Raw genomic sequence first — 25,732 nt, 5'->3', positions numbered from 1 at the left:
GCGAGGCGCTCCCGGCGACACCTACATCGATCGCCCGACCGTGACGCACAGGGGGAGCACCCACATCGATACAGCGTTCATGGGTCTCACCTCCTCGGGCGGTGTCGCGGTCAGCTGCAAGTTACAAGCCCGAGCGTCATCTCGTCCAGTTCCTTCCGCCGCGCTCGGTCGTCGTCGTAGTCGCTGTCCGGCCGCAATGCCTGAACGAGACTCACGACATCCGGCGCCGGCACGGTGATCCGGTAGTCGGCTTTCTGGTCGATGTGGACGACGCGGGGTTCGCCGTCCGGCCCGTAGTCGCGGTAGTCGAACGCGATCATGTCGTGGCCCGCCGACGGACAGTCGGCGAAATACACGCCGATCGCCGGACAGCCCCACTGCTCGATGAGGAAACGGTTGCCCGCTTCTCCGGCCAGCGAGCACTCCCCCGCGCGGCCGATCCCGATGATCGCGGTGAGGGCGACGTGGTCGTCCCGGGACGCTCTATGAAAATCGTCGAGATGGGAATCTGGGCGTTCCGCTCAATGGTGGTGGCTCACCGGAGTACCGAGTGCTGCGATGAAGGGCTCGCGAACGCTGGGATCGCAATGCATCTCCTCCAGAGCGCGTTTGTCCGTGTCAGGGTGGCGACCGGCCGCGTGATCGACTCCTGGCCCGCACGCGACCGGCATTGAACCGGCTCCGTCCCAGCGTGGGCCGGTGGGAAACGTCACGTCGATGACAGCCCGGCTCCCACCAACCTTGATGGACAGGTACCGATGCACGTCCCACAAGCCTCCTTCGGGCACCGCCCTGGCTGCGTGGGGGCCGAAGCTAAGGGCTGCGTCTTGCGGCATGCAACGGTAAACGCGATGGATCAACTGCGGGTCGGTGTCCGGCCACTGTTCCGCGAGAACGGCCGCTAACAGCGCATGCTTGGTTGAACATGTGCCCCGCCACTCGGCGAGCGCACCTTGCGCAGTGCGCTCGGCGGGGCGCCCATACGGCATCGACTGCACAGCGTTTACGACTTCGACCATGGACGCGTTCTCCGAAAGGGCAACCCGGGCCATCAGCAACTTCCACATGGAGCCCATTATCGCCATGTCACCCTTCATGACCGGAAGTCCAAGTGTTCTCAGCCGAACCTAATGCGGCTTCTCCCCCTTGGTCAGACGCACTCTCGTCGGCGGATCCGTGCACTCGTCGGACCCGCGGCTGCCGGCATCGGTGCTCGCGCGAACCGAACGCGGCATCGTCGAGATCAACACGGCGATCGAGGCGTCGTCCGCCGGGTGACCGGGGCGGGTGGCTGCCAGCGCGTCGCCGGGATCCGGACACCGTGGTGTCCGGCCGTGTCCCACTTCGGCGGCGTCGCTGACCGCATGTTCGGTGTGCGCCGGCGGTGGCCGTGCGGGTGCGCGGGGTCCAGCCGGCGGGCGTCGTTCGTACCGTGAATGTCGTTGGTCGTGGCCGGGCCGACAGCGGGGATCGGCCTCTGGTGCGGGCCGGTCAGTGCCGGACCCGGGTGCGTTCCAGTTCGGCGGCTTCCCGGACGAAGCCTTTCGGGTCGGCGGCGAGGCGGTCCAGCAGGTCGCAGGCGTCCGGCAGCAGGTGCCGGGCGGTGACGGCGACGCGGTGGCGCACGGTGACGTCGGGGTCGTCGGCGAATGCGATCACCAGGGGTGTCCACCGGCCCGACGGGTCGCCGATGTCGGCGAGACCGCTGAGCACCGCGGCCCGCACGGTGCCGTCGGGGTCCCGGCTGAGCTGCATGAACTGGGTTTCGGCGCGGGGGTCGTCGTCGACGAGTTTGGCGAGGGCTTTCGCGGCCGACGCCCGGCGCCGGGGTTCGGTGGCGGCGGCCTCGGTGAGCAGGGTGTCGACGGCGGTGCTGCCGCCGACCAGACCGACGGCGCCGCGGGCCTGGTCGCGGACCCGCTGGTCGGGGTCTTGCAGCAGCAGCCGCAGGGCGGGCAGCGCCTCGGGGGTGGCGATCCGGCCGAGGGCGTAGGCGGCTTTCGCGCGCACGACCGCGCTGGGGTCGGTGTGCAGCAGGGCGAGTGGCTCGACCGCGGCCGGGTGGGGGTTGGCGGCGATCCGGGTGAGCACCAGCAGGCGGACCTCCTCGTCGGGGTCCTGCAGGCCGGTGGCCAGGACGCGGAAGGCCCGCTCGTTGTCGGCGGGGTGCGGGATCACGTCGAGTGCCCGCTGGCGGACCTGCGCGTCGGGACGGGTGGCGACTTCGGCGAGCAGTTCGATGTCCTCGGGGCGGGCCACCTGCTGCATGCCGCGCAGCCCGGCGAGGCATTTCACGGTGCTGGTGCTGCGGACCAGGGCGAGCACCAGCGGGCGGGCCGCTTCCTGGTCGTCGTTGAGCAGGCCGTGCAGCGTGCTGTACAGGTCGAGTTCGCCGTCTTCGAGTTCGCGGTCGGCGGCCAGCAGCAGCGTCGGGAGCGCGGTGACGCCGGCGATCCCGGCGAGGACCTGGGCGGTCACTTCGCAGCCGTAGAGGTGCGAGGTGTCGAGGAAGTCGGCGAACGCCTTGTACAGCTTGGGCAGCAGCGTGCTGTCGCGGGAGGCGGCAAGGCCGTCGACGAGCGCGCCGACGGCCTTGTAGTCCTCCCGGTAGGCGTGCTGGATCAGTGCTTCCAGTGCTGCATGGGTGTCGATCACGGCTTAGACAATGCCACTACCACGTCCATTTCTGTAAAGCGGTCAGCGTGCAGGTGACAACCGAGACCTGCGCGTTGTTGGCGTTGGAGGCGGCGGCCAGGCACAGGCCGGTGTTGCGGGCCGGGCGGATCGTGCCGTCGGCGCGGAACTGCCAGGTCTGCGCGCCGGTGCCGTTGCAGGCGTACGACCAGATCCGTTGTCCGGTGACGTAGTTGCTGCTCGGCACATCGATGCAGTTGCCGAGGACCCGCAGCGTGTTGTCACTCAATCTGGTGACGGCCTGGGCCTTGGAGTTGTTGCAGTTGTACGTCTGCAGGTAGGTGCGGCTGGCCAGGGACGAGCTGGGGATGTCGATGCAGCGGCCGGTGCTGTTCTTGATCGCGCTCATCAGTGGAGTCGGGCCTTTGGCGACCTGGACCATCTTGGCGACCGAGGGGACTCCGGCGGCGTCGACGACGAACAGCATGTAGTAGCCGGGGGGCGCGGTGCCTCCGGCCGGGGGCCCGGTGACGGTCAGGGTCGTGCCGGAGGCCGTGTACTTCAGCGGCACATAGCGTTGGCCCTGGTCGACGCCGTGGGTGACGTCGCCGAGCCCGACCAGGGCGACCTTGCGGATGTCGGCCGCCTGCGGGGTGGTGATGGTGAAGACGGCGTCGATGCCGACACCGTCCGGGGCGGCGGAGATGACAGGCCGGTCGGCGAGCTGGCCGCTGCCGTCGTTCTTGTACAGGTACGGCGGGGTGAAATACTCGATGTTCTTCTCCAGGTAGCCGACGCTCATGCAGACGCCGCAGATGCCGCCGCCGCCGGTCAGCACCCGCCCGTCGGGCAGCAGCGCGGCCGTCGAGTGGTACTGCCGCACCCGGGCCGCGGCGGCGAGCACCGTCCACTGCCCGGTGGCGGGGTTCCACCGTTCCGCTGTGGTCACCGCGTTGGCCAGGTCGACCAGGCCGGACGTGGAGGTCCGGTTCAGGCCGCCGGTGGCCAGGACCGATCCGTCGGCCAGGACGGTGGCGTTGAGCTGGCGGCGGCCGGTGGACATCGAGCCGGTCGCGGTCACCGCCGGGTTGAGGCCGGTGTTGCTGTTCAGGACGACGGCGGTACGGGTGGGCACCCGGGTGACACCACCTTCGGTGATGTCGCCGCCCCCGACGACCAGCGATTTTCCGATGTCGTACGGGGTGAAGCTGCCGTACTGGCGGTTGACGGCGTCCCGGGTCGCGGTGCCGGTGATGACGCCGTTACCGGAGGTGGTGACGGTGTAGCCGGTCGTCTCGGGGCCGAAGACCCCGAGCTGGGCGTCCGGCCGGGACACCATGAACGGATAGATCCGCCCGCTGTACTTGGTGAAGTTCGGCAGGGCGCGGATGGCGCCGTTGGTCTGGTAGACCTCGGCGGTCGTCGGCCCGCCACCGATGATGACCTCTTCACCGTTGGCTGTCTCCGCGACCGACGGGTACCAGCGGGCGCCGGCCATGTCGTTGCCGCGGGTCCACGTCTCGGTCTGCCAGTGGAAGACGTAGGTGCGAACCGTGCCGGCGAGCTGCGCGTTGGCGTTGCCGCCGGCGACCAGGATGTTGCCGTTGGGCAGGTGCGCGAACCCGGCACAGAAGATGTTGGAGCCTTGCAGGTCGACGCGTTTGTACGTGTCGTCGGCCGGGTTGAAGACCATCGCCCGGGTGAAGTCGTGTTCCGGGTAGGTCTCGGTGGCCTTGTCGCCGACGGAGTCCCAGATCAGCACCTTGCCGTTGGGCAGCACCGCGGTGAACACCGGGACGACGGGCGTGTCGATGACCGGGCTCCACGATCCGGCGGCGCCGGGGTCGGCGACGGCCGCCCGGGTCCGTGCCGTCCCGGGGCGCTGCCCGGTGTCGCGCTGGATCCGGTCGGCGTTCTCCTTGGTCTTCTGCTCGATGACCCGCATCGGGGTGCCGACCAGGTCCTGGACGCGGTGCTGCTCGTCGTCGGTGGAAGAGTGTTCCGGAATGAGGGTGTGGCTCTCCGGGGCGCCGGCGGCGCCCGGGGATTCCACCGAAGTGCCGATCATGAATGATGCCGTGAAAAGGAAGGAAACTATCAGGCCGCGACGCAACCGCATGACGCCGGTCCTTTCGCCGAATCTTCAGCAGAAGTCGTATCCGCGACAGCGCGCCGAGGTTTCCGTCCCGTCCAAAATGCGGCCGGCCCGCCCGAGAAATGCGTGAACCGCCAGGTGAAGCGGCAGGTCTGCCTGGTACGGCTTATCCCCCGTGATCGTGTGACGCGCCGTCTTTCTTACATGTCCAGTCGGGTCACCCTAACCCCCAAATAAGGCGGGCATCAATGTCTGCTATTGGCACGCGAGGCCTTTTCCCGGCAGCCGTACGGCTCCGGGTGCTGACCGAACGGCGGACGCCGGGGCCGGGTCAGGCCGCTGCGCGGAGCCGGCCGCGCAGGATGGCGACGCCGTCGCCGTCCAGGTCCGCCAGGGCCGCGGGCCGGCCGGCGAGAGCGAGCATCACGGCTTCCGCGGCTCCCCGCACGAGCGGGCCCTCACCCCGCGCCCACGCCAGGTCGGTCGTCTCGAACCGCAGCCCGGCGGGCCGGCTCTTCGGGGTGAAGCCGATCGCCCGGCCGCCGGTCAAGAAGTCCAGCGACACCCGCAGCCGGTCGGGCCGCAGCTCGTGCGGCAGGCCCAGCGGCCGGCGGATGTCCTGGCCGTGCACCTGCAGGTCGGTCAACGCGCCCGGGTGCCCCACGATCGGCGGCCGGAACGGGTTGTCCGCGTGTTCCCGCAGCAGGGCGGCCAGCCGCGCGGCGGGCTGACGCGCGGTCAGGGTGGCCAGGCGGGCATTGGCCTTGTGGAGGCGGAAACCGCTGAGCACCAGCAGTTTCAGGGCCACCACATCGGAGCCGGCGACCACCGACACCAGGTGCCCGGCCACCTCCTTGACGGTCCAGGCGCCGCACAGGCTGGGCGTCGCCAACTGGTCGGCGGTCAGGGAGTCGACCAGGTCGGCGAAGCGGCGGCGTTCATCGGCGATCATCTTCAGGACGTCCATCCGGTGGACGGTATCGGCAGCTCGCGGGCCCGCCGTCACCAACCTCCGTGGTCAGTACAGCTAGGCGGCCCGCCACTGGGCGGGAGTGAGCGTGTGCTCGGCGCGGAACCGTTTGATGAAATAGGACGTGTCGGGGTATCCGCAGCGGCGGGCGATCACCGCGACGCCGAGATCGGTGTCGGTCAGCAGGCGGCGGGCCTCCTGCAGCCGCCGCTGGGTGATCCACTGCTGGACGGTGCGGCCGGTCTTGCGGCGTACCACGGTGGTGAGGTGGCCGGGGGTGAGCGCGAGCGCCGCGGCGACGTCGGCCAGCGCCAGCGTCGCGGTGAAACGGGCCTCGATGACGTCGAAGACGGCGGCGAGCAGCGGCTCGTCGGCCGACCGCAGCTGGTCGGCGACGTCGGTCGACAGCCGGGCCGCCGCCACCAGCAGCAACGTCAAGTGGGCGAGCGCGGCCTCGGGGTAGCCGTCGCGGCGGGCGGTCAACTCCGCGTCGAGGGCGGCGAACCGCGCCCGCCACGCCGGCCGGTCGGCGGCGGGGATCCGCAGCCGCTGGGCCCGGTCGGCGCCGCGGGCGAACGGGAACAGCAGCGGATGCGAGCGCCACGACGCCCAGGCGCCGGAGCGCACCACCTCGGCCGGAAACCACACCACCCAGCCGTCGACCTGCGGGGCGTCGAACGACACCACCTGCCCGGGCGCCAGCACGAACAGATCACCAGCGGACACCGCCCACGTCCGACCGTCGATGGCCGCGGCGCCGGCGGCGCGGTGCGCGTAGAACAGCACGAGGAAGTCGTGGGCGTGCGGACCCTCGTGCACCCGGTGGCCCGGCAGCCGGCCCACCCCCACCGACGGCACGCCGGGCCGGTGCGGGAACTCCACCAGAGCAACCGAGGATCGTCGCATCCCGCCCGAAGAATCGCCATTGGCCACGCGCGACCGCTGCACAATGCTGAGTGTATGCCCAAACTTCGTCACACCCCGGCCGGTGACTATCTGCCCGGCGCCGGCCGGCACTGGCTGCTGCCGCTCTACGACCCGCTGTCGCGGCTGGCCGGCGTCGGCCGCCTGCACCGGCTCCTGCTCGACTCCGCCGGCATCCGGGCCGGCCAGCGGGTCCTGGAGATCGGCTGCGGCACCGGGAACCTGATCACGGCGCTGGCCCGCCGCACCCCCGGCGTCGACGCCGTCGGCATCGACCCGGACCCGGCCGCTTTGCGCCGGGCCCGCCGCAAAGCGGCGAAAACCGGCGGCGGGATCCGATTCGAGGAGGCGTTCGCCGGCCGGCTGCCGCTGCCCGACGACCACGTCGATCACGTGCTGTCGTCGCTGATGATGCACCACCTCGACGAAACCGGCCGTGACCAGGCGTTACGGGAGGCGCTGCGGGTGCTGCGGCCGGGCGGGCGGCTGCACGTGCTCGACGTCGAGGGCCACCTCGGCCGTTCGCACGGCCTGTCGCCGCGGACGTTCACCACCGCCGGGTTCACCGCCGCCGACCGCACCGCCGGCGGGCGCCTGCGCCGTGTCGGCGGCTACGCCGTGCACCGCGCCGAGAAATAGCGGCCGGAACGGCCCTCGCTCAGGTGCGCAGGAATTTCAGGACCGCCAGGACCCGGCGATGGTCGGTGTCGGTGTGCGGCAGGTCGAGTTTGGCGAGGATGCTGCTCACGTATTTCTCGACCGCGCTGTGGCTGACGCGCAGCGCGTCGACGATGCCGGTGTTGGAGCGGCCCTCGGCCATCAGCCGCAGCACCTGCGTCTCGCGGGGAGTGAGACGGTCGATCGGATCGTCGCGGCGGCGGACCAGCAACTGCGCGACGACCTCCGGGTCCAGGGCGGTCCCGCCGGCGGCGACCCGGCGCAGGGCGTCGAGGAACTCCGACACGTGCGCGACCCGGTCCTTGAGCAGGTAGCCGACGCCGCTGGTCTGCACCGACAGCAGATCGGTGGCGTACCGCTCCTCGACATACTGCGACAGCACCAGGACGGCGACCTGCGGGTACTGGTGGCGGATCACGAGCGCGGCGCGGATGCCCTCGTCGGTGTGGGTGGGCGGCATCCGCACGTCGATGAGCGCCAGGTCGGGGCGGTGCTCGGCGACCGCGCGCAGCAGCTGCTCGGCGTCGGGCACCGCGGCGACGACGTCGAAACCGCCGTCGGCGAGCAGTTTGGCCAGGCCCGCGCGCAACAGCACCGAGTCTTCGCCGATCACGATGCGCACGGCAGCTCCACGGTGATCGTCGTCGGCCCGCCGGCCGGGCTGTGCAGGGTGAACGTGCCGTCGACGGAGGCGGCGCGCTGGGCCAGCCCGCGCAGCCCGCTGCCGTCACCGTCGGCCGTGGCGCCGCCGCGGCCGTCATCGGTGACGGCGATCCGCAGCCGGTCGCCGACCCGGTCGACAGTGACCTCGGCGTGCCCGGCGTGGGCGTGTTTGGCGACGTTGGTGAGCGCCTCGGACACCACGAAGTAGGCGATCGCCTCGACCACCGGCGAGCACCGGGCCGTCATGGTGACGCTCAGCCGCACCGGCAGCGGCGCGCGGGCGGCGATCCCGGACAGGGCCGCGTCCAGGCCCCGGTCGTTGAGGACGGCCGGGTGCAGGCCGCGGACGAACTCGCGTAACTCGGCGAGCGCCTGGGTGGCCTCGTCGTGGGCGGCCTCGATGGCCCGCCGGGCGGGTTCGGGCGTGTCGGTGAGGTTGGCGCGGGCCATGCCCAGGTTCATCGCCAGCGACACCAGCCGCTGCTGGGCGCCGTCGTGCAGGTCGCGTTCGATCCGGCGGCGCTCGGCGTCGGTGGCGGCGACGATGTCGGCCCGGCTCCGCGACAGCGACGCCACCTGCACCGACAGTTGCTCGCTGCGGCTCGGGCCGAGCAGCGCCCGGGCCGCGGCCGTGTCGGCGCGCGCCACACCCCGGGCCACCCACGGCGCCGCGAGCAGCACCGCCGGCCCGACCACGGCCAGCGCCAGGGTCGCCGGCAGCGACCACCCGGTGTCCCACCCGCCCGCCAACTCCAGCGGCAGGACCACCGCCATCGCGACCCCGACCAGCCAGCACGCCGCCGTCACCACAGCGCCGAGCACCCCGGTGAACAGCGCCAGCACGTGGTAGGCCAGCTGCCGCCACATGCCGGCCGCGGCCCACGCGCCGATCAGCCGCCCGCCGCCGCGCCGTGGCGGCGGGGGGATGTCGACGCCGAGCAGCGCCCGCGACCGCAGGCGCTGCATCGCGGTCAACGGCCGCACGATCAACGGCAGCAGCAGCACCACCGCCACGGTGAGCACCACGAACCCGGTGGTCGCCGGCCAGGCACTGCCGGGCGCGTAGAGCAGGCTCCAGCCCGCGCTGTAGCCGAGACCGACCGGCAGCCCACCGGCGAACGCGAAGGACACCACACCGGCCGGCAGCCCCGCCAGCGTGTGGAGGGTGGCGCGCCGGCCCGGCGCCGACCACAGGCCTTGCAGCACAGTGATGAGCGCGCCGCCGCGCAGCCGGGGTATCGCCGCTTCTGTCGAGGTCACGTGATCACCGTAGACACCCTCCGGCCGGCCGGCCATGCGGCTGCCCCGCCGCAGAGGGTGCGGAAAACCCCACCCCGAACCGGCTGCCGGCCCCACCGACAACGCCGCCGGCTCCCGGCAACGTGATCACCGTTCACGGCGGTCGCGATCGAAGGAAACCGAAAATGCCGAAAAGCCCTCTGACGGTACGGGTAGCGCGATGGAGCGCCCTGCACCCGTGGCGCGCGATGCTGCTGTGGGTGCTGTTCGTGGTGGTGTGCTTCACCGCCGGAGCGGTCACCGGCACCCGGGAAGCCGCCGACACCGCCCCGAACCTCGGCGAGTCCAGCCAGGCCGAGGCGATCACCCGGTCGGGCCGCTTCGCCGCCCCGGCCGTCACCGAGGACGTCCTCATCACCGCCCGGTCCGGCCCGCTGGACCAGGCGGCCGCCGCGCGGGCGGCCGACGCGGTGATGACCGCGATGACCGCGCTGCCGCAGGTCGGTGCCGCCGACGGCCCGGTCCCGGCGCCCGGCGGCGGCGCGCTGCTGGTCCGCGTCACCCTCGACGGCGACCCGCTGACCGCCTCGGAGCGCCTCGGGCCGCTGCTCGACGCGACCACGGCCGTGCAGCGCGACTACCCGTCGCTGCGGATCGAACAGGTCGGCGCCAACTCGATGGACAAGGCGGTCAACGAGATCCTGCGCGCCGACTTCGTGCGCGCCGAACTGTTCAGCATCCCGGTGACGCTCGCGATCCTGCTGGTCACCTTCGGCGCGCTGATCGCCGCCGGGGTGCCGGTGCTGCTGGCCCTGTCCGCGGTCGCCGCGGCGATCGGCCTGACCGGCGTGGTCTCCCACCTGGTGCCCGCCAACGGCCTGGTCAACAGCGTCATCCTGCTGCTGGGACTGGCCGTCGGCGTCGACTACTCCCTGTTCTACCTGCGCCGCGAACGGGAAGAACGAGCCCGCGGCCGCGGGCCCGTCGACGCCGTCGAGATCGCCGCGGCCACCTCCGGGCACGCCGTGGTCGTGTCCGGCATCGCGGTGACCGTGTCGATGGCCGGGCTGTTCCTCGCCGGCGACCCGCTGTTCTCCTCCCTGGCCGTCGGCGCGATCCTGGTCGTCGCCATCGCGGTCATCGGCTCGCTGACGGTCCTGCCCGCGATCCTCGCCACACTCGGCCCCTGGGTCGACCGGCCCCGCGTGCCGCTGCTGTGGCGGCTCGCCTCCCGCACCGGCGCCCCCCCGCTTCTGGCCGGCCGTGCTGCGCCCGGTCCTCAAACGCCCCGCGGTGGCCCTGCTCGTGTCGCTGGCCGCCCTGCTCGCCCTCGCCGCGCCCGCGCTCACCATGAGACTGAGCAGCCCCAACGACGCCGAACTGCCCCGCACCGCCCCGGTCATGCAGGCCTTCGACCGGCTCACCGCGGCCTACCCCAGCACCGGAACCAGCCACCTGGTCGCGGTCACCGCCCCCGCCGGCGCCGCGCCGGCGGTCGCCCGGGCCCTCGACGACCTCGTCTCCCGCACCCGCACCGACGCGCTGTTCTCCCAGGACGGCCTGACCGCCCCGCAGATCTCCGCCGACGCCACCGTCACCACCCTCACCGTCGCCACCCCGTACGCCCGCGACAGCGACGACGCCCGGCGTTCCCTCGACAGACTCCGCACCCAGCTGCTGCCGACGACCGTCGGCACCGTGCCCGGCGCGCGGTACGCCGTGGGCGGCGCCGTCGCCGCCGACATCGACTACACCCGCCACCTCGACCAGCGGCTGCCCCTGGTGATCGGGTTCGTGCTCCTGCTGACGTTCGCCGTGATGGTCGTGACATTCCGCGCGATCATCATCGCGGTCAAGGCGATCCTGCTGAACCTGCTGTCCGCCGGATCGGCGTACGGCCTGCTCGTCTGGGTCTTCCAGTACGACAACCCGTGGGCGCAGAACCTGCTCGGCTTCCGCTCCACCCACGCCGTCGTGGCCTGGCTGCCGCTGCTGCTGTTCGTCATCCTGTTCGGCCTGTCGATGGACTACCACGTGTTCGTCGTCAGCCGCATCCGCGAGTCCGTCCTGCGCGGCGTACCCACCCGGCAGGCCGTCGCCGACGGCATCACCGGCTCCGCCGGCGTCGTCACCAGCGCCGCCGCCGTCATGGTCGCCGTCTTCGCCATCTTCGCCACCCTCAGCACCGTCGACATGAAACAGCTCGGCGTCGGCCTCGCCGCCGCGATCCTCATCGACGCCACCCTCATCCGCGCCGTCGTCCTGCCCAGCCTGATGATCCTGCTCGGCGACGCGAACTGGTGGACCCCGGCGTTCCTGCGCCGCCGCGACACGTCACCAGCCACCCCCGCCCAGCCCCAACCTCAGCCCCAGCCGGCTTCGGCCGCCTGACCCGCACCGCCACCGCACCGGAAGGAACCCCCGCCATGCCCGCACACACCCCGATCGCCGTCCGCCGCCGGTCACTGCTGACAGCCGCCGTCCTGGCCTCCGGCCTCGGCCTGACCACCGCCTCCCCCGCCACCGCCCGCCACCGGCACCGCACCGCCGGCTACGTCCTGCCCGCACCGACCGGCCCCGCCCGCCTCGGCACCGTCGCGCTGCACCTGGTCGACACCACCCGCACCGACCCATGGGTGCCGGCCCACCCGGCCCGCGAAATCATGATCCAGATCTGGTACCCGGCCCGGCACACCCACGGCCACCCGGCGGCGCCATGGCTGTCACCCGGCGCCGTGCCCCACTTCACCGAAGTGTTCGGCCTGCCCGCCGACCGGGTACGCGCCACCCTCACCCACGCCCGGCAGAGCCCCCCGCTGGACCGGAAAGCCGGCGGCCACCCCGTCGTGCTCTACTCACCCGGCCTCGGCGGCGACCGCGGCACCAGCACCGCCCTCGTCGAGGAACTGGCCGGCCACGGCTACATCGTCGTCACCATCGACCACACCCACGACGCCAGCGAAGTCGAATTCCCCGACGGCCGCATCGCCGTCTCCACCATCCCGCCCGACCTCGACGACACCGTGATCGCCCAGGCCGCCGCGGTCCGCGAGGCCGACACCCGCTTCGTCCTCGACCAACTCGCCGCCCTCGACGCCGGCCGCAACCCCGACGCCGGCGGCCGGCGCCTGCCCCACGGGCTGCGCGGCGCCTTCGACCTGCACCGCATCGGCATGTTCGGCCACTCCCTCGGCGGCAGCACCGCCGCCGCCGCGATGCGCCACGACCGCCGCCTCAAAGCCGGCGTCAACCTCGACGGCACCCTCGTCGGCGCCGCCGCCGTCGCCGGCTGCGACCGGCCGTTCCTGCTGCTGAGCAGCGACCGCGGACCCGGCGCCGACGACCCGACCTGGAACACGTTCTGGACCGGCCACCGCGGCTGGAAACGCCAGCTCACCCTGGCCGGCTCGACCCACGCGTCGTTCAACGACGGCGAAGTGCTCTACCCGCAGGCCGCCGAAGCCCTCGGCCTCACCCCCGAGCAACTGGCCGAGATGCTCGGCACCCTCGACCCGTCCCGCGCCGTCACCCTCCAGCGCACCTACCTGCGCGCCTTCTTCGACCAGCACCTGCGCCACGGCGACAGCCGGCTGCTGCGCGGCCCCCACCCACGCCACCCCGAGATCCGCTTCGTCCGGTGACGCGCTGACCCCGCGGATTCTGCCGGTGGGTTCCGGCCGGCAGGCTCCGCCTTCCCCGCAACGGCGGCTAGGGTACGGCCATGCGCACGGACCTGGGTGACGGCTGGTCGATCGACCTGCCACCCGGCGACGGCACCCTGACCACCAGCCGGCTCACCTGGCGCTGCGCCACCGCCGACAGCATCCTCACCACCCTCGCCGGCGAGGTCCCACCCGGCGCCACCGGCCGGACATCCGAAAGCGGGCGCGGCGGCGTCGGCGTACGCGCCGCATGGTTCTACCCCGGCCGCCTGCTCGGCTACCACTTCATCGACGGCGACTGCCTGGAAACCGACCTGGCCGGCCCGGACCCGACGTGGACGGTCACCGCATGGCGGTCGGTCCGCTGGCTCAGGCCCGCCCCGGATCGGTCACCAACAGCGGATGATCATCGTCGATCTCCACCTCGCCGTTAGCCTCCGCCGCGGTCACCCCGACCAACTGCAGGAACCGGTCCCCCAACTGCGGGTCCGCGGCCAGGATCACCACCGTCAACCCGGTCGCCGGGCCGTCAGTGCCCGGAAACCCGGTCACCGGGCCACCCAGGTCCAGCCACTGACCCTCCTCGAACGGCTCGGCCGCCGCGTTCGCATAGCCCGCCACCCGGTTCAGCATCAGAAACGGCCACTGCGGCGGCTGCTCACCAGCACCGCGCACCACCCGGAACGTCAACTCGAAACCCCAGCGCTCGCCGAGCCCGTACGTCACGAAATGCCAATGCCCGTCCGCCGGATACGCCGACGCCGCCCGCAGATCGAACCCCTCCGCCGGATACGTCACATGCCACGGCTGCGCCCGCGGATACAGCCCGGCCATTGCCTCGGTGATGGCGTCCCACATCATCCCGGCATTTGATCATGGCCGGGATCCCGGCCGGCAGGGTGCCAACGCCGCCGCCGGCCCCGCCCCGCCACCACCGCGACCACCACACCCAACACCGCCACCCCGGCACCACCGGCCGCGAACACCCCGGCCCGCTCCCACTCCGCGCCCCCACGCACCGCGACCGGCACCGCCGACACCGGCCCGGCAACCGCGGCCACCACCGGACCCGACTCCTCCGACAACGCCCGGTACGGATTCAGCAACCCCACCCCGTACTGCGCGCTGCGCGCCCCACCCGGCGCCGGATCCACCGACCGCAGCAACCGCTCAGTGATCTCCGCCGCGCTCGCCCGCGGAAACCGCTCCCGCAACAGCGCCGCCGTCGCCGACACGAACGGCGCCGCGAAACTCGTACCCTGCACCGTCCGATGCCCACCGACCGGCGACAACACCGTCACCCCGTCACCGAACGCGACGATGTCCACATGCGCACCCGGCTGCGAATACTGCGCCAACCGCCCGTCCGCGGCCACCGCACCGACCCCGATCACCCCCGGATAACCGGCCGGGTACGCCACCCCCGCGTCCACCCCACCGTTACCGGCTGCCGCCACCACGACCACCCCGGCCCGCACCGCCTCAGCGACCGCGTCCCGCACCCCGTCATCCTGCTGCGGCATCACCAGCGAGATGTTGATCACGTCGGCGCGACCCGCCCCGGCCGCCCACCGGATCGCCTCCGCGAACTTGCTCGCACTCGACCCCTGATCACCACCATCGGTGTCCTCACTCACCCGCACCGGAACGATCGTCGCCGCCGGCGCCAGCCCCTGCACCCCCGTGCTCGCCTCCGGCACCCCCGCGATGATCCCGGCCACCGCCGTACCGTGCCCAACACAGTCACGCCGCCCGTCAGCCTCATTACGCAGCAGATCCCGGCCGTCGACCACCCGGCCCGCGAGCTGCCGATTCCGGCCGTCCACCCCGGAGTCCACCACCGCCACCCGCACCCCGGCACCGGTCGCCAGACCGGCCAGCCGCGCCGGCGCGTACGCCTTCAACTCCGCCGGCACCCCCGCCACCGGCGGCGCCGCACCCAGACACGGCGCCGCCCAGGCCCCCTCCGCCGCCGGAACCACCACCCCGGCCAGCACACCAGCCACGACGACCGCCACGAACCGCACCGAACCCCCACCCCCGCCCCACAGTGACCGGCGTGGATGCTACCGGTGGCCGGTTGTGCCGGAACCACCCCGGCCGATAGGTTGAGGCAAGCCAATCTGCGGTGTGCGAGGGAAACCGGTGAAATCCCGGTGCGGTCGCGCCACTGTAAACAGGCCCCCACCCAGGGGGCCCGTGAGTCAGGACGCTCACACGCCGCAGGCCCCATCGATCGGGACGCGCCATCCCGCAGGAGGTTGACCTCACCATGTCCAAGGCACAGACCCTCACCACGCCCGCGGTCTCACCCCGGCTGCTCGCCACCGCCGCCGGCTTCACCGGCCTGATGCTGCTGCTGGCCTACCTGGTCGCCTTCGACCAGGGCGCCCTGTCGCAGAGCGGCATGTACCTGCACGAGCTCATGCACGACGGCCGCCACCTCCTCGGTGTCCCGTGCCACTGAACACCACCCCGGACTACTCCCAGATCCTGCTCCGGGGCCTGCTGGCCGGCCTCACAGCCGGCCTGCTCGCCGGCGGCTTCGCCTTCTTCCTCGGCGAGCCGCACGTCGAGGCGGCCATCGCCATCGAAGAAGCCGCCGCCGGCGGCGCCGAGAAGCCCCTCGTCGAACGCTCCGTGCAAAGCGGCGTGGGCCTGTTCCTGGCCACCAGCCTCTACGGCGCCGCCCTCGGCGGCATCCTCGCCACCGCCTACACCGTGCTGCGCCGCCGCCTGCACACCGGCAGCGACACCCACGCGGCGCTCGGCCTCGCCGGCGCCGCGCTGCTCGGCCTGGTCCTCGTGCCGTTCCTCAAATACCCACCCAACCCGCCGGCGGTCGGCGACCCGGCGACCATCCGCGAACGCACCATCGCCTACCTCGCGAGCGTCGTCCTCGGACTCGTCGCCATCTGGGCCGCCGTGCTGGCCGCCCGCACCCAGACCCACCAATGGCGCCGCGCCACCGCCGGCACCGCCGGATTCCTCATCGTCGTCACCATCGCCTACACCCTGCTACCCACCTTCAACGAAGTCCCCGCCGACTTCCCCGCCACCCTGCTGTGGAACTTCCGGATCTCCTCACTCGGCACCCAGGCAGTCCTCTGGACCGCCCTCGGCCTCACCTTCGCCGGCCTGCTCTCCCGGCTGGCGACCCGCACCGGCCACCCGACCGAAACCGCCGCGGAGATCACCACCACACCGTGAACGGCCTGCGCCTGATCGCCTCCGGACACACCCCCGCCCTCCGAGCAACCGTGCTCGGAGGCGATCACGACCTCGACGAGGGCGGCCACCGAGCCGCCCTCGCCCTGCGCACCGCACCGCAGCTGCTCACCCGGCTCTTCCCCGACAGTCCCTGGCTCGTGGCGCCCTCCCGCGCCGCCCACCACACCGCCGCCACCCTCACCGACACCAGCCTCACCGAAGAACCAGCGCTCGCCGACCCCGACTACGGCACCTGGACCGGCCACCCCCTCGACCGGATCAACCCGGCCGACCTCCAGAGCTGGCTCACCGACCCCACCGCCGCCCCCCACGGCGGCGAATCCCTCACCGACATCACCGCCCGCGCCGGCGCCTGGCTCGACACCCACACCGCCGGCAAGTTCACCGTGGTCGCCCACCCGATCATCATCCGCACCCTCATCGCCGCGGCCCTCGAACTCCCCGCGACCGGCTCCCGGCGCCTCGCCGTCGCCCCGCTCTCCGTCACCCGCCTGACCCACCACGGCCACTGGTCAGTGCACTTCCCCACCCCCTGAGCCACCACCCCGGGGTACGACACAGCCCACCACCGTCGCCGCGCCCACCTCACCTCAGCGGCCTCATCAAGGACACCCGCTCTTCGGCAAGAAGATCATTGCGGTCGCCCGCTGCGGTCGCTGTGATGAAGTCTTGTTCCGAGTCGACGACGACTCCGCCGGTTTCGTCCAGGTGCATCTCACCTGGCGCCAGGGCCCCGAAACTCCGCCATGGCCCGCGACGCAAGAACTGTCGATCCCGCTGGCAGACAACCTCATCGAGCCCCACTGATCGGCGGGTAGCCGCACGACCCACTCCGGCATATCCGACAGGGCTAACGCGCAGTGCACGCGCGTTAGAGATCAGCCGGGGTGCTGGCCGCTACGGAGCCATCTTCCACTCAATCACGCCCGCCTGGCATGGTGATCGTCCATGGACCTCATTGGCACCCAGACGCCTCAGAGCCGGATCACAGAGCCAGCCGCGGCAGTACACGTACTTGAGCTGGCAGTGCCCTGCCTCGCCAAGTACCGCCGCCCTGAGCCTGCCGCCCTGAACGTGGCACTGCTGGAGGAAGGACTGGGCATCGCTCTGCCGGCCGACTACAAGCTGCTCGCCGCGCTCTACCCGCCTTTTGTCCTAGACGACTTCTTACACGTCCGCCTTCCCGAGCCAGGCATAGAGCACCGTTGGCTACGCGGCACTCACAGCGAGTTGGAGCTTGTCCAGAACTGGTGGGAGGGGGACATGTCCATCGGTTTGCGCCCCCACCCCGCCCCTGGCGGCCTGCTTCCCTGGGCCGAATCGAACCAAGGCGATGTCTTCTTGTGGACTACAACTGGCGCCGGACCCGATGAGTGGCCAGTCACCGTCGCGTCCCGCAACCTCGCCTGGTGGCACTACGCCGGCGGGGCAGTTCAGTTCCTCGCCGAACTGGTCACCGGCACCCTGGAACCATGGGCAATCCCACGGCTCCGCCCCGAGGTCATCATCTAGCCAGAGTGTTACACGCGTCCTCGGTCTCGGCTCGGCCCGCGCGCGTCGCGCTCAACAACGAGGACCCTGATGTCACCATCGGTGAACGCCACCAGCCCTGTCTTCGCTCCTGCAGGTCTTCAACCGCGCACAAGCGCCTCCGGCACCACCGCGTACGCCGACGAGGGCGCGCTCCGGTGCCGGCACCACGAGCAGCAGACCGAGCAGATGTGGTGCCTCACCCTGGCCACCAACGCGATCGTCTGCTGGTCCACTGAGTACCACGGCCTCGGCGTGGCCGCCCTGCGCCGGACCGGCCGCGACGTCGACGACGAGCTCCTGGCGCACATCTGGCCGACCCACCACGAGAATGTGCACTTCTACGGCACCCACTCCGTCGACATCGACGGCGAACTCGCCCGGCTCGACACCGACGGCTACCGGCCGCTGCGGCTGAACGAGCCCGCACCGACAAGTATTTTGATCGTCACCTGCACGAGGATCTCGCTGTGACCCCGGTAGACCCGGGCGACGAGGTCGCGCGGGAGCTCGGCCGGCATGCCGTCGGCCGCGGTGCTCAGCAGCACGGATTCCCCGTTCGGCCCGCTCTGGACGCTACATTTCCCCATCGTGCTGCGGCAGCAACCGTGGCCACTCCTCGTCGAAGCCCACTCCCGCACTTCCGACGGCAGCGGCTGGTCAGCCGCGATCACCCCAGGAGGGCCACCGCCACCTGGCCACCACCCGCACCCAGCTCGCCGTCGAGCGCGGCCGCGGCCGCCGGCGCCGACCGCGACGTCAAGTCTGCGCGTCAGCCCCGCCGGCACCATGACCGACCGGTCAGGACAGACCCGTCAGCAGACGAAACTCATTCCCGTCCGGGTCCAGCAGATCCACAAAACCGTCCCCATCGGTCACCCGCGCCGCCCCCAACCCCGCCAACCGTTCCACCTCGGCCCGCCAATCACCACCAGCCGGCGCCACCAACTCCAGGAACAACCGGTTCACACCCGTCTTCGGCGCCACCGGCGGCCCACCCCACGTGATCTTCGTACCGCCGGCCGGCGACTGGATCGCCGTCTCCTCACCCTGATCCCACACCAACGGCCACCCCAGCGCCGCAGCCCAGAAACAACCCACCGCCCGTGAACCGTCACTCGACACCGCACCGATGAAACCGCACCCCGCCAGGAACGCGTTACCCGCCTCGATGACACAGAACTCGTTGCCCTCAGGATCGGCCAGCACCACATGACCCTCCTCCGGCAACTGCCCGACATCGATATGCCGCGCACCCAACGCCAAAGCCCGCGCCACCGTCCGCTCCTGCTCCCGCGGCGACGCGCTCGTCAGATCGAAATGCATCTGGTTAGGACCCGCCTTCGGACCCCTGGCCGCCACGAACCGCAACCGCAACCCGCCCTCATCACCAGGCGCCACCACCAGATCGGCACCGACCTCCCGGCCCAGGAACTCGGCCCAGAACAGCGCCAGAGCCCGCGGATCATCGGCACCGAAACAGAGCGCGGACAGGTCGGAAGTCGCCGCAGAATCCATCCCGCGGACACTAGGGCAACCAGCCCTCACACACACCCGGATTTCCCCCGCCCCGGCCACGCAGCAGCCCGCAGCCCGCGCAGCCGGGCGCCAGTGGCGCCCACGCCGCGCGGACCGCCACGGCGCGGGGTTCCGTAGCCGTACGAAATCTAGATCTTGCCGTCGAGCGCCGGAATCAGCGCCGCCTCCTCGTAATCCAGATGCCTCTCCAGCTCAGCGGTGAGCGCATCAACCTCCGCAACCAACGCGTCCCTCGTCAAACCAGGATCAGCGATCGCCTCCCGCAACCGCCCCACCAGCATCGCCACCGTCTCGTGCTCGGCCCGCAACCGCGCGATCACCGGCGCCAGATCCGGATAAGCCTCCACCAACCCCGGAAACATCCCCTGATCCTCACGTACATGATGACCGTGCAACCCGGCACACAACGTCAAACAGTTCACCCGCAACTGCGCACCCAGAACCACACCAGAGCCCGCCACCTCGGTACGGATCAACGCCAGCTCCCGCCGGAACGCGTCATGCACGATCCGCAGCATCTCCCCCGGCGAACCCGCATCCGACCGCGGCGGACCCGGAACCGGAACAGCCGTCAACGCCACCACCGGCAGCTCCCGCCCCGACCGCCGCTCGTAATCGGCCCAGCCGGGACTCTGCTCGACCGCCCGCGCGAACGCCTCGTCCCGCTCCTTCCCGGACAGCACCGTCGCCTCCACCTTGTAGATGAACGCACCGTCCTCCACCGTGGCGACCGGATCGGCCAGCAGATTGTGAAACCAGGCGGGATGACGCTCCGACCCGCCGGCAGACCCGATCACCAGCATCCGCTCACCGTCGGGCAGATACGCCAGCGGCACCGTGTGCGGGCGGCCACTGCGAGCGCCGGTCGTGGTCAGCAACAGCAGGCGCGCACCCTCGAACATCCCACCGACCCGGCCGTGGTTGGCCCGGAACTCGTCGATGATGGAGGTGTTGAAATCGTTCGGCATTCTCAACTTTCGGTAGCTCGGTGACGGAGTCGGCCGGGCGCCCCTGATGCGGGAACCCGGACAGAAGGCCGCGAGGCGAACCACGGCCGGCCGCCGCGAATGACGGCATGAATCAGTGCGGCGTCGCGTACACGATCGCGATCAGGCAGCGGCGGGGCGCGGGCGGCAGGCGACCGTGGCGGTCGCCCGGCGGTCACGAACCGGCCGGGTGCCCCACTCGGTAATGGCCCAAGGCCGACCCGGCAGTCACGCGCCCACCCTACCGACTTCAACCGGCTGTGTGTGGTCGGCGAAGCCGTCCTTTGTGGTTTTCCGGGGTGCGGCTTGCCGCACTACCGCTAAGCCATCCTAGGATGATGCCTGTCAAGTGCTGACGGGATCCTGTCGGTCGGGCCGGCTGGTCGAGGCCCGGCAGTCTGCCAGGTCAATGTCAGCGTGCGGGCACTGCACCCGGGTATTTCTACTCGTGCGGAAGGTGCTCTCTACAGTTCCGCTCAGGTTGGCATCTCAAGACGTTCCGTACCGGGTCGTGTGGCTGCTGGTGGAACGCAACCACCTCGACGTGCTGCGCTCCGCAGCGGACGACGACGATGGGACCTGCGGCGACGCGCTGGGATAGGAACTACTTCGCCGAGGTGAGATGATGACGCGCCGACGATCTACCGCAGCTTCATACGGTCCGGCCGGGATGCCGGCAACGACCAGGTCGCCGCAATCCTGGAAACCGCGCATGGCACCGATGCGGCGATCGCGTTCGCGCAGCCTCACGCCGATGCCGGCGCTCGGAACGCGGTGCACGCTCTGGCGTTGCTCCTCGGCCGACAAGGCCGGCTGGATGAGGTGTTCACCCTGCTCCAGCCGTACCTGACGGAGTGGTTTCTCGTCTCGGCGCTAGTCGAAGCCACGGCTGATGGGGACCGCGACGAGCGGGTCATCAATCTCTTGGAGGACCTGGTCAAGGCGATGGAACGGCAACCGGAAGGCTGGCGGGGCGAACCCCAGAACGCTGCGCAGTCATTGGTGACGGTGCTCGAAAGACAAGGCCGGCGGGTACGGCGCGGCCCCGTCAACGAGATCAAGCAACTCGCTGACTTGCTCCCCAAGGACGGCCGGGAGAGCGAGCTGCGCGATCTGGTCGCCGGGGAGGGTCTCGACCTTGCGACCTCTGGCTCGGGTGTGGCGGCAGACGGGCGGGAATGCTGACGACGCTACTGCCGCGCTTCGTGGAGGGCCGGGACCAGGACTATAGCCTCGGCCCTCCTTCGATCACCGCTAACACCAGCCCCGGGCCTCGCGCAGGGGCTGACGAGGCTGTGCGGTCGGGGTCAGGAGGGGTCGGCGGGGTCTAGCCGGGTGAGGACCTTGGTGCTGACTTCGGCGATAGCGGTGACCTGCTCGGTACTGAGGTGGTCGAAGAACATGCGTCGTACCGCGTCGACGTGCCGCGGGGCTGCGGCGGTGATCGCCTGGCGGCCGGCATCGGTGATCAGCACGTAAGCCCCACGTCCGTCGTCGTGACACTCGTTGCGGGCGACGAGCCCTCGCTTCTGCATCCGGGCGAGATGGTGCGACAGGCGGCTCTGTTCCCAGCCGAGGACGCGCTGCAGTTCGTAGGGGCGCGACCGGCCGTCAGCGGCGTCGGTGAGGTGGACCAGGACCTCGTAGTCCGACAGGGACAGGCCCGAGTCGGTCTGCAGTTGGCGGTTCAGCGCGGCGGTGAGCCGGTTCTGTGCCTGCAGGTAGGCGCGCCAGGCGTGCTGCTGGTCGGCGGTGAGCCAGGGGGTGTCACTCATGGTCTGATCCTAGCGAACTTTGATGACACGTCATCCTTGTGGAATGAATGACGTGTCATGTACGTTGAGGTAGTACATGACACGTCATCTTTCGACGGAGGAGCACTGACCATGAACACCACGACCACCACCGACCTGACCGGCACCTACACCATCGACCCGACGCACACCGAGATCGGCTTCGTGGCCCGGCACGCGATGGTCACCAAGGTTCGCGGCGCGTTCGACGACTTCGACGGCACCGTGGTGTTCGACGCCGCGAACCCCGAGGCGACCGCGGTGCGGGTGACGATCCGGGCGGCCAGCATCAACACCCGCAACGAGCAGCGCGACGCGCACCTGCGCAGCAACGACTTCCTGGCCCTGGACGAGCACCCGCAGATCACCTTCGTCTCCACCGGCCTGCGGATGACCGGCGACGAGAGCCTCGACCTGATCGGTGACCTGACGATCAAGGGTGTCACCAACACGATCACGATCCCGTTCGCCTACGAGGGCGCGGCGACCGACCCGTACGGCAACCTGCGGCTGGGTTTCACCGGTTCGGTGGTGATCAACCGCCGCGACTACGGCGTGACCTGGAACGCCGCGCTGGAGACCGGCGGCCTGCTGGTCAGCGACAAGATCACTCTGCAGTTCGAGGTCTCCGCGATCAAGAACAGCTGACCGGCGCCGCGCTGCCGACACCAGCGGCAGGGTCCGTCTCAGCCACCCATCCAAGGTCTCGTTTCACCTTTTCGGAAGGCACCGCCATGAACAGCACCCTGCTGACCCCGAAGATCGACGTCCGGCCCGCGAACAAGCGCTACCCGACGAAGATCGACTGGCTGGACTCCAAGCACTCGTTCTCGTTCGGTGGCCACCAGTACCGCAGCAACACCCACCATGGGCTGCTGATGGTCAACAACGACGACATCGTGCATCCCGGGATGGGCTTCGACACCCACCCGCACCGGGACATGGAGATCGTCACCTGGGTGCTGCAGGGCTCGCTGGTGCACCAGGACTCCACCGGCCACAACGGGGTCATCTACCCCGGCCTGGCGCAGCGGATGAGCGCCGGCACCGGCATCCTGCACTCGGAGAAGAACGACTCCTGGACCTTGGGCGGCGAGAAGCACACCGACCCGGTGCACTTCGTGCAGATGTGGGTGGTGCCCGACGAGGCCGGCATCACGCCCGGCTACGAACAGCTGGAGATCGACAACGAGCTGCTGTCCGGCGGTCTGGTCCCGGTGGCCTCCGGCATGGCCAAGCACGACGGCAACGCCGCCATCCGGATCAAGAATAAGTACGCCGCCCTGTACGCCGCGCGCCTGCAGCCGGGCCAGGCCGTGCAGCTGCCAGACGCACCATTCCTGCACCTGTTCGTGCCGCGCGGCGCCGTGACACTGGAAGGCTCCGGCCCGCTGGGCACCGGCGACGCGGTGCGCTTCACCGCCACCGGCGGGCAGCGCGTGGTCGCGACCGAGCCCGCCGAGATCCTGGTCTGGGAGATGCACGCCACCCTCGGCTGAACCAGCACCCTGTCCGCCGACGACACCCGCAGCAAAGGACGACGACGATGATTGCCGCCAAGACCGCCGCCACGGCCGTGCCGCTGCACCCGCTGCTGGCCGAGCGGTGGAGCCCTCGCGGCTTCGACCGCACCCATGTTCTGTCCGACGACGCCCTCACCGCGCTGCTGGAGGCGGCGCGGTGGGCACCGTCGGCGAACAACAGCCAGCCCTGGCGGTTCCTGCCGGCCCGCCGCGGCGAGACCACCTTCGACCGGCTGCACGCCGCTCTCGTCGAGGGCAACCAGACGTGGGCCGTCACGGCCAGCGCCCTGCTGCTGGTCGCCGCGCAGACCGTCGACGACGCCGGCCGAGCCCGGCCGTGGGCGCTGTACGACGCCGGCCAGGCCGTCGCCTCCCTGGTCATGCAGGCCCAGCACCACGGCCTGGCCGCCCATCAGATGGGCGGCTTCGACCCCACCGCCATCACCGCCGCCTTCGGCCTCGACCCGAGCGTGCAACCGGTCGTCGTGCTCGCCCTCGGCCGCCTCGACCCCACCGCAGCGCTGCCCTCGCCGCTGGCCGCCCGCGAACACGCCCCCCGCACCCGCATGCCGCTCGACGACCTGCTCCTGCCCCCCACACCCGCCCTGACCACAGCCGCCTGAGCACCGGCCGGACCCGGGACCGCAACGAATACCGGCACGGCGACCGGCAGCCCCGGCGCGCTTTACACCCCGAGTTCGGCTACGCCTTCACGATGCGCGCCGGGCTCGATTGCGGCACCGCCCTGAAGGTCGCCCCGGCCGCGGACACCGTCTCCATCGCGGGGATGGAGATCCTGGACAACGCCGTGACGCTAGCGGTGCCCAGCGCCATGGGAAGCCGGCCTCGCCAGCCGGGTGTACTGGGCGTCGCTGGCATTCGCCCCGGCAATGGCCGTTCGGGCTGACCACCCCGGTCAACCGGTGGCTGATCTCGTGGCAAGGGCCACGCCGCCGCGCACCAGTACCACCACGCACACTGACCGCGCCGCGGCTCGGCAGCACCCGATCACCAGACCGACCGCCACGGCCGTGAGCGCGCGGCGGAGCGCGATCTCACTGGCCGCACGGCAAGGCAGGCGGCGGATGGGGGGCCACAAGACTCCCCGCAACCGAACTGCTACCAGCCAGGACGGCAAAAAGCTGGTAAAAAGCCGGGTCCGGGTCCAGACTTGTCCTGCACACCGACGACACTACGTACGAAGGAGATGGGCATCATGGCTACCACGGACTCCAAGACGGTCAAGCTCACTGTCACGTTGTCCAACGAGGTGGTCCAAGCGCTCAAGGACATGGCTAGCGCGAACGGCATCTCCGTCACCGAGCAGCTGCGCCGATCCATCTCGACCCAGAAGTGGCTACACGGCGTGCTGGAGCGCAACGAGCGCGTCGTCGTGGAGAACCCCGCCACCGGGAAGTCTCGGGAAGTCGAGTTCGCCGGCGGCCGGTAACGGGACGCCCCTTGCAGCATAGAGGAATTTTGTTCATGTTTTGATGCGCGGCCCCCGCTGCCGTCAGGCACATTAACTCTCATGGGCCACGCTCGGACACCGCCGCCGGTGGAGATCATGGACCTCTCCGGCGAGGATCCGCTCGCCTCGGCGCGGGGACTTGGCCCACCCTGCACCGACCCTGCGATAGAAGAGTTCCGGGCCAGCGTGCGCAGTCTGCTGGCTGGCATGGCTCACCACCGCGAGTGGGGACTCGATCGCCCCGAGAGTGCCGCACTCGAGGCTGTCGTCGACCTCTTGCGCCGGCTGGTGCACCACGGGCCCAAGACATGACAAACTCCGATGCGCCGAACGCAGAGCGCCCCGACCCCTGCCTCGAGGAGGCAGGGGCCAGTTCCGAGGACGAGCCAACCGCACTCGATCTCAGCCACGACGAGTACGGTTCGACAGAACTCAATCTCAGCGACGACCACCCCGATCCGCGAGCCAGCCGCCGAGGCCTGGACGAACCGAGTGAAGGGCCACCACCCGACCATGTCAGGGCCGTGGCGTTCCTCCTGCTGTGGATCTTCGGACTCTGCCTGGGCGGTGTCGTCATCCTCGCCACAGTCATCGCGATGAACAAACCCGACGTCCTCAAGGACATGGTCGCCTTCTTCAGCACCATCGTCGCGACGCTCGGCACGCTCATCGGCGGCGTTGTTGCCTTCTACTTCGCACGTCGCTAATTCTGCCGAAGAGGACGTAGACGGGCGGCCCGCCCAAGTACCCCGCGAACGGTCGAAACGTTCCTCACCCAGAACCTCGCCGCGTTC

29 protein-coding genes, 2 pseudogenes and 1 riboswitch are annotated in these 25,732 nt (G+C 70.7%); of the genes and pseudogenes, 18 read left to right on the top strand and 13 right to left on the bottom strand.

What is annotated here, in order from left to right; translation table 11 throughout:
- Positions 1 to 110: 110 nt before the first annotated feature.
- Together QLQ12_RS34790 and QLQ12_RS34785 are read right to left on the bottom strand one after the other, a co-directional pair.
- A complete protein-coding gene (locus QLQ12_RS34790; RefSeq protein ID WP_282765031.1) occupies positions 111 to 356 on the bottom strand; it encodes a hypothetical protein in 246 nt (81 codons plus the stop codon).
- A 165-nt stretch (positions 357 to 521) separates the two neighbouring features.
- Complete coding sequence (locus tag QLQ12_RS34785; RefSeq protein ID WP_282765030.1) at positions 522 to 1,067, bottom strand: hypothetical protein; 546 nt, start codon at positions 1,065 to 1,067, stop codon at positions 522 to 524.
- 79 nt (positions 1,068 to 1,146) lie between these two features.
- Here QLQ12_RS34785 and QLQ12_RS34780 point away from each other — a divergent pair, with 79 nt between their 5' ends.
- The gene (locus QLQ12_RS34780; protein ID WP_282765029.1) at positions 1,147 to 1,278 is read left to right on the top strand and encodes a hypothetical protein; all 132 of its coding nucleotides are present in this window, start codon (positions 1,147 to 1,149) and stop codon (positions 1,276 to 1,278) included.
- Positions 1,279 to 1,491: 213 nt separating this feature from the next.
- Here QLQ12_RS34780 and QLQ12_RS34775 read toward each other — a convergent pair whose 3' ends face one another.
- The 4 genes from QLQ12_RS34775 to QLQ12_RS34760 form a co-directional block, all read right to left on the bottom strand.
- Complete coding sequence (locus QLQ12_RS34775; protein WP_282765027.1) at positions 1,492 to 2,655, bottom strand: HEAT repeat domain-containing protein; 1,164 nt, start codon at positions 2,653 to 2,655, stop codon at positions 1,492 to 1,494.
- 16 nt (positions 2,656 to 2,671) lie between these two features.
- Positions 2,672 to 4,702, bottom strand: coding sequence for a galactose oxidase-like domain-containing protein (locus QLQ12_RS34770; RefSeq protein WP_282765026.1), 2,031 nt, complete (start codon positions 4,700 to 4,702; stop codon positions 2,672 to 2,674).
- Positions 4,703 to 5,060: 358 nt separating this feature from the next.
- Positions 5,061 to 5,696, bottom strand: a complete 636-nt coding sequence (locus tag QLQ12_RS34765; protein WP_282765024.1) for a maleylpyruvate isomerase family mycothiol-dependent enzyme — start codon at positions 5,694 to 5,696, stop codon at positions 5,061 to 5,063.
- Positions 5,697 to 5,756: 60 nt separating this feature from the next.
- Positions 5,757 to 6,605, bottom strand: a complete 849-nt coding sequence (locus QLQ12_RS34760; protein WP_282765022.1) for an AraC family transcriptional regulator — start codon at positions 6,603 to 6,605, stop codon at positions 5,757 to 5,759.
- A 54-nt stretch (positions 6,606 to 6,659) separates the two neighbouring features.
- On the opposite strand from QLQ12_RS34760, the gene QLQ12_RS34755 reads away from it, so the two are divergent.
- Complete coding sequence (locus tag QLQ12_RS34755) at positions 6,660 to 7,262, top strand: class I SAM-dependent methyltransferase (protein ID WP_282765020.1); 603 nt, start codon at positions 6,660 to 6,662, stop codon at positions 7,260 to 7,262.
- A 19-nt stretch (positions 7,263 to 7,281) separates the two neighbouring features.
- Here the strand turns inward: QLQ12_RS34755 and QLQ12_RS34750 are convergent, their stop codons facing one another.
- Entirely contained in the window at positions 7,282 to 7,923 is a 642-nt protein-coding gene (locus QLQ12_RS34750; RefSeq protein WP_282765018.1) for a response regulator transcription factor, read from the bottom strand.
- Positions 7,911 to 9,224 carry a sensor histidine kinase gene (locus tag QLQ12_RS34745; RefSeq protein WP_282765017.1) on the bottom strand — a complete coding sequence of 438 codons (1,314 nt, stop codon included), beginning with the start codon at positions 9,222 to 9,224 and terminating at the stop codon, positions 7,911 to 7,913. The genes QLQ12_RS34750 and QLQ12_RS34745 overlap by 13 nt, the downstream gene beginning before the upstream one ends.
- A gap of 164 nt (positions 9,225 to 9,388) precedes the next feature.
- Between QLQ12_RS34745 and QLQ12_RS34740 the strand changes: the two are divergent.
- The 4 genes and pseudogenes from QLQ12_RS34740 to QLQ12_RS34725 all read left to right on the top strand — a co-directional run.
- A pseudogene (locus tag QLQ12_RS34740) lies at positions 9,389 to 10,369 on the top strand (MMPL family transporter); the annotation flags it as partial.
- Positions 10,370 to 10,466: 97 nt separating this feature from the next.
- Positions 10,467 to 11,594 carry an MMPL family transporter gene (locus tag QLQ12_RS34735; RefSeq protein WP_282765016.1) on the top strand — a complete coding sequence of 376 codons (1,128 nt, stop codon included), beginning with the start codon at positions 10,467 to 10,469 and terminating at the stop codon, positions 11,592 to 11,594.
- A gap of 35 nt (positions 11,595 to 11,629) precedes the next feature.
- Entirely contained in the window at positions 11,630 to 12,844 is a 1,215-nt protein-coding gene (locus QLQ12_RS34730; RefSeq protein ID WP_282765052.1) for an alpha/beta hydrolase family protein, read from the top strand.
- Positions 12,845 to 12,924: 80 nt separating this feature from the next.
- Positions 12,925 to 13,299 (top strand): hypothetical protein, encoded by a 375-nt coding sequence (locus QLQ12_RS34725; RefSeq protein ID WP_282765015.1) that lies wholly within the window; start codon positions 12,925 to 12,927, stop codon positions 13,297 to 13,299.
- On the opposite strand, the gene QLQ12_RS34720 is transcribed toward QLQ12_RS34725, so the two are convergent.
- Together QLQ12_RS34720 and QLQ12_RS34715 are read right to left on the bottom strand one after the other, a co-directional pair.
- Positions 13,235 to 13,726: a suppressor of fused domain protein gene (locus tag QLQ12_RS34720; protein ID WP_282765014.1), complete on the bottom strand. Its 492-nt coding sequence runs from the start codon at positions 13,724 to 13,726 to the stop codon at positions 13,235 to 13,237. The genes QLQ12_RS34725 and QLQ12_RS34720 overlap by 65 nt on opposite strands.
- On the bottom strand, positions 13,723 to 14,892 hold the full coding sequence (locus QLQ12_RS34715) for a S8 family serine peptidase (protein ID WP_282765011.1): 1,170 nt from the start codon (positions 14,890 to 14,892) through the stop codon (positions 13,723 to 13,725). Before QLQ12_RS34715 ends, QLQ12_RS34720 begins: the two co-directional genes overlap by 4 nt.
- 110 nt (positions 14,893 to 15,002) lie before the next feature.
- Positions 15,003 to 15,078, top strand: a riboswitch (cobalamin riboswitch).
- Positions 15,079 to 15,137: 59 nt separating this feature from the next.
- On the opposite strand from QLQ12_RS34715, the gene QLQ12_RS34710 reads away from it, so the two are divergent.
- From QLQ12_RS34710 to QLQ12_RS34690, 5 genes and pseudogenes are all read left to right on the top strand, one after another.
- Positions 15,138 to 15,332, top strand: coding sequence for a CbtB domain-containing protein (locus QLQ12_RS34710; RefSeq protein WP_282765009.1), 195 nt, complete (start codon positions 15,138 to 15,140; stop codon positions 15,330 to 15,332).
- Positions 15,323 to 16,075 (top strand): CbtA family protein, encoded by a 753-nt coding sequence (locus QLQ12_RS34705; RefSeq protein ID WP_282765007.1) that lies wholly within the window; start codon positions 15,323 to 15,325, stop codon positions 16,073 to 16,075. Before QLQ12_RS34710 ends, QLQ12_RS34705 begins: the two co-directional genes overlap by 10 nt.
- Positions 16,072 to 16,632, top strand: a complete 561-nt coding sequence (locus QLQ12_RS34700; RefSeq protein WP_282765005.1) for a histidine phosphatase family protein — start codon at positions 16,072 to 16,074, stop codon at positions 16,630 to 16,632. The genes QLQ12_RS34705 and QLQ12_RS34700 overlap by 4 nt, the downstream gene beginning before the upstream one ends.
- Positions 16,633 to 17,044: 412 nt before the next feature.
- Complete coding sequence (locus QLQ12_RS34695; protein WP_282765003.1) at positions 17,045 to 17,608, top strand: SMI1/KNR4 family protein; 564 nt, start codon at positions 17,045 to 17,047, stop codon at positions 17,606 to 17,608.
- A gap of 150 nt (positions 17,609 to 17,758) precedes the next feature.
- Positions 17,759 to 18,100: pseudogene (locus tag QLQ12_RS34690) on the top strand (Tn3 family transposase); the annotation flags it as partial.
- Positions 18,101 to 18,427: 327 nt separating this feature from the next.
- Here QLQ12_RS34690 and QLQ12_RS34685 read toward each other — a convergent pair.
- Both QLQ12_RS34685 and QLQ12_RS34680 read right to left on the bottom strand, forming a co-directional pair.
- A complete protein-coding gene (locus QLQ12_RS34685; RefSeq protein ID WP_282764999.1) occupies positions 18,428 to 19,144 on the bottom strand; it encodes a VOC family protein in 717 nt (238 codons plus the stop codon).
- A 149-nt stretch (positions 19,145 to 19,293) separates the two neighbouring features.
- A complete protein-coding gene (locus QLQ12_RS34680; RefSeq protein WP_282764997.1) occupies positions 19,294 to 20,133 on the bottom strand; it encodes a nitroreductase/quinone reductase family protein in 840 nt (279 codons plus the stop codon).
- A gap of 807 nt (positions 20,134 to 20,940) precedes the next feature.
- Here QLQ12_RS34680 and QLQ12_RS34675 point away from each other — a divergent pair.
- The gene (locus QLQ12_RS34675; RefSeq protein WP_282764995.1) at positions 20,941 to 21,336 is read left to right on the top strand and encodes a hypothetical protein; all 396 of its coding nucleotides are present in this window, start codon (positions 20,941 to 20,943) and stop codon (positions 21,334 to 21,336) included.
- Between the two features lie 122 nt (positions 21,337 to 21,458).
- On the opposite strand, the gene QLQ12_RS34670 is transcribed toward QLQ12_RS34675, so the two are convergent.
- Complete coding sequence (locus QLQ12_RS34670; protein ID WP_282764994.1) at positions 21,459 to 21,926, bottom strand: MarR family winged helix-turn-helix transcriptional regulator; 468 nt, start codon at positions 21,924 to 21,926, stop codon at positions 21,459 to 21,461.
- Between the two features lie 111 nt (positions 21,927 to 22,037).
- On the opposite strand from QLQ12_RS34670, the gene QLQ12_RS34665 reads away from it, so the two are divergent.
- The 6 genes from QLQ12_RS34665 to QLQ12_RS34640 all read left to right on the top strand — a co-directional run bounded on the left by QLQ12_RS34665 (position 22,038) and on the right by QLQ12_RS34640 (position 25,645).
- On the top strand, positions 22,038 to 22,592 hold the full coding sequence (locus QLQ12_RS34665) for a YceI family protein (protein WP_282764993.1): 555 nt from the start codon (positions 22,038 to 22,040) through the stop codon (positions 22,590 to 22,592).
- 86 nt (positions 22,593 to 22,678) lie between these two features.
- Positions 22,679 to 23,443: a pirin family protein gene (locus QLQ12_RS34660; protein ID WP_282764992.1), complete on the top strand. Its 765-nt coding sequence runs from the start codon at positions 22,679 to 22,681 to the stop codon at positions 23,441 to 23,443.
- Positions 23,444 to 23,490: 47 nt separating this feature from the next.
- The gene (locus QLQ12_RS34655) at positions 23,491 to 24,090 is read left to right on the top strand and encodes a nitroreductase family protein (protein WP_282764990.1); all 600 of its coding nucleotides are present in this window, start codon (positions 23,491 to 23,493) and stop codon (positions 24,088 to 24,090) included.
- A gap of 92 nt (positions 24,091 to 24,182) precedes the next feature.
- Positions 24,183 to 24,374 (top strand): DUF4396 domain-containing protein, encoded by a 192-nt coding sequence (locus QLQ12_RS34650; RefSeq protein ID WP_282764989.1) that lies wholly within the window; start codon positions 24,183 to 24,185, stop codon positions 24,372 to 24,374.
- Between the two features lie 309 nt (positions 24,375 to 24,683).
- The gene (locus tag QLQ12_RS34645; RefSeq protein WP_282764988.1) at positions 24,684 to 24,917 is read left to right on the top strand and encodes a hypothetical protein; all 234 of its coding nucleotides are present in this window, start codon (positions 24,684 to 24,686) and stop codon (positions 24,915 to 24,917) included.
- Positions 24,918 to 25,246: 329 nt separating this feature from the next.
- Positions 25,247 to 25,645 carry a hypothetical protein gene (locus QLQ12_RS34640; protein ID WP_282764987.1) on the top strand — a complete coding sequence of 133 codons (399 nt, stop codon included), beginning with the start codon at positions 25,247 to 25,249 and terminating at the stop codon, positions 25,643 to 25,645.
- Positions 25,646 to 25,732: the final 87 nt, after the last annotated feature.

The organism is Actinoplanes sandaracinus (assembly GCF_030009775.1).
Classification (GTDB): Bacteria; Actinomycetota; Actinomycetes; order Mycobacteriales; family Micromonosporaceae; genus Actinoplanes; species Actinoplanes sandaracinus.
The sequence above is the reverse complement of the archived record's forward strand: the minus strand, read 5'-3'. Positions and strand labels throughout refer to the sequence as shown.

What these genes read in the sequence shown, in the direction of transcription:
- QLQ12_RS34785 (WP_282765030.1), bottom strand. Translation starts at nt 1,067, where the DNA reads ATGTGGAAGTTGCTGATGGCCCGGGTTGCCCTTTCGGAGAACGCGTCC.
- QLQ12_RS34770 (WP_282765026.1), bottom strand. Translation starts at nt 4,702, where the DNA reads ATGATCGGCACTTCGGTGGAATCCCCGGGCGCCGCCGGCGCCCCGGAG.
- QLQ12_RS34765 (WP_282765024.1), bottom strand. Translation starts at nt 5,696, where the DNA reads ATGGACGTCCTGAAGATGATCGCCGATGAACGCCGCCGCTTCGCCGAC.
- QLQ12_RS34760 (WP_282765022.1), bottom strand. Translation starts at nt 6,605, where the DNA reads ATGCGACGATCCTCGGTTGCTCTGGTGGAGTTCCCGCACCGGCCCGGC.
- QLQ12_RS34755 (WP_282765020.1), top strand. Translation starts at nt 6,660, where the DNA reads ATGCCCAAACTTCGTCACACCCCGGCCGGTGACTATCTGCCCGGCGCC.
- QLQ12_RS34730 (WP_282765052.1), top strand. Translation starts at nt 11,630, where the DNA reads ATGCCCGCACACACCCCGATCGCCGTCCGCCGCCGGTCACTGCTGACA.
- QLQ12_RS34725 (WP_282765015.1), top strand. Translation starts at nt 12,925, where the DNA reads ATGCGCACGGACCTGGGTGACGGCTGGTCGATCGACCTGCCACCCGGC.
- QLQ12_RS34720 (WP_282765014.1), bottom strand. Translation starts at nt 13,726, where the DNA reads ATGATGTGGGACGCCATCACCGAGGCAATGGCCGGGCTGTATCCGCGG.
- QLQ12_RS34710 (WP_282765009.1), top strand. Translation starts at nt 15,138, where the DNA reads ATGTCCAAGGCACAGACCCTCACCACGCCCGCGGTCTCACCCCGGCTG.
- QLQ12_RS34695 (WP_282765003.1), top strand. Translation starts at nt 17,045, where the DNA reads ATGGACCTCATTGGCACCCAGACGCCTCAGAGCCGGATCACAGAGCCA.
- QLQ12_RS34685 (WP_282764999.1), bottom strand. Translation starts at nt 19,144, where the DNA reads ATGGATTCTGCGGCGACTTCCGACCTGTCCGCGCTCTGTTTCGGTGCC.
- QLQ12_RS34680 (WP_282764997.1), bottom strand. Translation starts at nt 20,133, where the DNA reads ATGCCGAACGATTTCAACACCTCCATCATCGACGAGTTCCGGGCCAAC.
- QLQ12_RS34670 (WP_282764994.1), bottom strand. Translation starts at nt 21,926, where the DNA reads ATGAGTGACACCCCCTGGCTCACCGCCGACCAGCAGCACGCCTGGCGC.
- QLQ12_RS34665 (WP_282764993.1), top strand. Translation starts at nt 22,038, where the DNA reads ATGAACACCACGACCACCACCGACCTGACCGGCACCTACACCATCGAC.
- QLQ12_RS34660 (WP_282764992.1), top strand. Translation starts at nt 22,679, where the DNA reads ATGAACAGCACCCTGCTGACCCCGAAGATCGACGTCCGGCCCGCGAAC.
- QLQ12_RS34655 (WP_282764990.1), top strand. Translation starts at nt 23,491, where the DNA reads ATGATTGCCGCCAAGACCGCCGCCACGGCCGTGCCGCTGCACCCGCTG.
- QLQ12_RS34650 (WP_282764989.1), top strand. Translation starts at nt 24,183, where the DNA reads ATGCGCGCCGGGCTCGATTGCGGCACCGCCCTGAAGGTCGCCCCGGCC.
- QLQ12_RS34645 (WP_282764988.1), top strand. Translation starts at nt 24,684, where the DNA reads ATGGCTACCACGGACTCCAAGACGGTCAAGCTCACTGTCACGTTGTCC.
- QLQ12_RS34640 (WP_282764987.1), top strand. Translation starts at nt 25,247, where the DNA reads ATGACAAACTCCGATGCGCCGAACGCAGAGCGCCCCGACCCCTGCCTC.